The following is a 2,993-nucleotide window of genomic DNA, read 5'->3' as shown; positions in this document are numbered from 1 at the left end:
TGGTTGCATTACACCTGCACCAAGACGAGCCATTTCGAGCATTTCGCCATACGTTACTTCTTCTAATTTGAAAGCTTCCTTCGCTACGCGAGGATCTGTAGAATAAACGCCGTCTACATCTGTGAAGATTTCACATACATCAGCCTTCATAGCGCCTGCCAACGCAACAGCTGTTGTATCAGAGCCACCACGACCTAATGTAACCATATCACCATATTCAGTAATACCTTGGAAACCAGCAACAACTACAATGTTGCCTTCCTCCAACGCTTCAAATACGCGATTTGGGTCAACGCCCAAAATGCGGCCTTTATTGAAAGTATCACTACTTGTAATACCGGCTTGGTCACCTGTTAAGGATACAGATTTTTGACCACGTTCGTTGAAAGCCATTGCCATCAATGCAATCGTTACTTGTTCACCTGTAGATAACAAGCGGTCCATTTCACGACCGTAAGGCTTGGATGTAACTTGTTTAGCCAACGCTACCAAGTCATCAGTTGTATCACCCATAGCAGATACAACGAGAACGATTTTATCGTCAGCTTGCTTCTCACGAAGGACGCGATCAACAATATTAAATATTTTTTCTGGTGTAGCTACGGAACTACCACCAAATTTTTTAACGATTAAGGCCACAATAATCCCTCATTTAACTATGTTTACTAAAAATCAATATGCATATACTTTACCATAAACAAATAGCACTGTAAAGGGATGTACAGCAATCATTCCACTGGACTAATACAAAAATCCTTTTTCTGCGGACATTATAATATATGCAAAAAGACCAGCCCTAAGGCTGGTCTTTATTAGTTGATTAAGTTAATTAAGCAACTGTGATTTCTTTTTCGGATTCCCACAAACCGTGGATGTTGCAGTAAGATACAGCAATCAATTTACCGGATTTGTTCAAGGAAACTGCCAAAGAACCTTCAGAAATTGCATGTACAGGGCCTTCGTTTGCAGTTGCACCGTCACCATGTACATTGAAGGAAATTTCACCTACTTCGAATGGCAATTGAGTACCTTCAGCTACGAAGTACAATTTGATCCATTCAATGTGATGTTCTACAGTGTTAGGATGTGCGATGTCTTTACCAACGGACAATGTTACGTGGAAAGTTTCACCTGCTTTTACAGTGTCAACTGTTTCGATAACAGGAACGTGTTTTTCAGTAGCGAAATCGCCGGATTTAATGTAATCATGTACAGCCATAGTTAACCTCCTGGTTAGTCTTATATACATACTTAATGTCAAGAATATTGAGCACTACTGTGCTTATGACTATATTATACATTTTCGATATAGTTTTAGCAAGGTCTTTTTCGAAATTTTTAGATTTAATTATAGCTTATACTTAGAACTCAATGCCTTTTGCGGCCTTAATGCCTTTTTCATAAGCATGTTTTACTACGTTCATTTCTGTTACGGTATCTGCAATGTCAATGATTTCTGGCTTAGCATAACGGCCTGTCAAAACTACATGAAGTCGTTCTGGTTTATTCTTTAGCATATCTACTACAGAGCTTACATCGATAAGCTCGTAATTAATGGCATTATTGATTTCATCCATAATGATGAGATCCCATGTATCAGAGTTAACTTCCTCTACCAAAGTGTGCCAAGCAGCTTGAGCCGCCTCTTTATGACGAGCAAGTTCAGCCTCTCCTACTTCATCACGTTTATAGTAGATAAAGCCTTTACCCATTGAACGAATTTCTACTTGGTCCCCCAATTTAGCGAGACCTGCTAATTCACCATAGCCATTACCACTTTTAATAAATTGTAGTATGAGAACCTTAAAACCTTGACCAACAGCTCGCAACGCAACACCTAAAGCAGCCGTAGTTTTACCTTTACCATTACCTGTGTTGACTAAAATTAAGCCTCGTTCACTCATAATTAGCTCCTTTTAGCTTTATACGTAGCACATGTATCTACAAAGTGTTGCGCTCCTTCATCAGAACCAGCAAAGTTCAAATGTAAATAGGATGCTAATACATTATCAGTAGCATAACCGCCATCATAAGATTGAGGTTTGCGGCCCCCTTCTAAATGGAATGCCCATGGAAAGTCTTCTACAGTCGGTTCCATCGTAGAGAAATGGAACTCATGCCCACGAAGGGATGTATTGGCAGCCCCTAACAAAGTATCTCTCTTTGCAGTTGCCGTTACATAACCAACCTTTTGCAATTTTTGTTGCATTACACAGTTAGCTGGTACAATGCCTACTGTGTCATATACGGAGCCTTCAAAATCGTGAATCGTTTCACAAAGATACATAAGACCACCACATTCAGCATAAATCGGCATCCCCGCTTTATTAGCGTAACGGATAGACTCCTTCATAGATTCATTGCTAGACAATTGGAATAAGAACATTTCAGGGAAGCCACCACCAAATACAAGGCCGTCTACTTCGGGAATCTCTAAATCATTAAGTGGGCTAAAGTAAACGAGCTCGGCCCCCTTTTCCTCTAAAGCCGCTAAACTTGCTGGATAGTAGAACGAGAATGCCTCATCATAAGCTACGCCAATTTTAACTCGCTTTTCAACAGATTTAGCATCTACTGACTCTGGTAATTCAATACTAGGTGCACTAGATGCAATGTCTAATAATTGGTCGAGATTGACCATTTTCTCAACGGCTTCACGAATCGTATTGATGGCCTCTGTTGGATCGATTTCAGTAACCGGTGTGAGACCCAAATGACGCTCAGGAGAGTGCATACGGTCATCACGATAAATAGCACCAATAACTGGTACACCAATTTTATCCATACCTTCACGAACCATGCGTTCGTGGTTAGCAGAACCCAAACGGTTTAAAATGACACCGCCAAAATTTACCTCTGGATCATAGTCACGGAAACCTTTAGCAATAGCAGCCGCACTTTCACCCATAGCCTTACAATCAATAACTAGTACTACAGGTGCATTCAATTGCTTAGCAATTTGAGCTGTAGAACTAACACCTTCTCGGCCGCCA

The 2,993-nt window shown here is 40.5% G+C and carries 4 protein-coding genes; all 4 read right to left on the bottom strand.

Going from position 1 to position 2,993, the window contains the following annotated elements:
* Positions 1–639 (bottom strand): aspartate kinase (locus Q0F90_RS08515; RefSeq protein WP_296004754.1); only part of this gene is annotated, 639 nt, incomplete at its 3' end.
* Positions 640–829: 190 nt separating this feature from the next.
* The gene (locus Q0F90_RS08510) at positions 830–1,219 is read right to left on the bottom strand and encodes a class II SORL domain-containing protein (RefSeq protein ID WP_005386220.1); all 390 of its coding nucleotides are present in this window, start codon (positions 1,217–1,219) and stop codon (positions 830–832) included.
* A 142-nt stretch (positions 1,220–1,361) separates the two neighbouring features.
* Complete coding sequence (cobO, locus tag Q0F90_RS08505; RefSeq protein ID WP_296004753.1) at positions 1,362–1,904, bottom strand: cob(I)yrinic acid a,c-diamide adenosyltransferase; 543 nt, start codon at positions 1,902–1,904, stop codon at positions 1,362–1,364.
* Positions 1,905–1,906: 2 nt separating this feature from the next.
* A partial coding sequence (locus tag Q0F90_RS08500; protein ID WP_296004751.1) for a cobyrinate a,c-diamide synthase occupies positions 1,907–2,993 on the bottom strand: 1,087 nt, incomplete at its 5' end.

Source organism: uncultured Veillonella sp., assembly GCF_934190855.1.
Taxonomy (GTDB): Bacteria; Bacillota; Negativicutes; order Veillonellales; family Veillonellaceae; genus Veillonella.
Note: the sequence above shows the minus strand (reverse complement) of the source record. Positions and strands in the feature narration are given on the sequence as shown.

Bases quoted from the DNA above. Each gene is read 5' to 3' on its own strand.
- cobO (WP_296004753.1), bottom strand. From the start codon at position 1,904: ATGAGTGAACGAGGCTTAATTTTAGTCAACACAGGTAATGGTAAAGGT.
- Q0F90_RS08510 (WP_005386220.1), bottom strand. From the start codon at position 1,219: ATGGCTGTACATGATTACATTAAATCCGGCGATTTCGCTACTGAAAAA.